We start from the raw sequence: 393 nt of genomic DNA on the forward strand, positions 1-393 counted from the left end.
AGTTCTTAAGGCCTCATGTCTTTCGATTAGTTTATAGAATGCATTCTCAAGCTGATGAACATCCAAATCACCTTTTATTTTCATAGCGAAAGGCATATTATAAGATACTCCACTACCCTCTATTTTGTTTGAAATGTAGAGTCTTCTTTGGGCAGATGAGAGCGGATAATAATCCTGTTCTTCTACTTTTGTGATCGATGCATATACACTTTCTTTTGTAGAGTCAATAAATTCTCCAATCCCTTTTATAGTAGGTGTTTGGAAGATTTGCCCTAAAGGTATCTCCACCATAAGTTCCTTATGGATTCTAGAAACCATCGTAGTCGCTTTCAGTGAATGGCCTCCAATTTCAAAAAAGTTGTGTTGAATTCCTATGTTTTCTATATCTAAAAT

Annotated in this window: 1 protein-coding gene; it reads right to left on the minus strand. The window is 35.1% G+C overall.

What is annotated here, in order from left to right; genetic code table 11:
• On the minus strand, positions 1-393 hold a 393-nt coding region (locus MR107_RS30475), incomplete at both ends, for a condensation domain-containing protein (protein ID WP_242293190.1).

It is taken from the genome of Bacillus cereus group sp. BfR-BA-01441, from assembly GCF_022663075.1.
GTDB classification, from domain to species: Bacteria; Bacillota; Bacilli; order Bacillales; family Bacillaceae_G; genus Bacillus_A; species Bacillus_A cereus.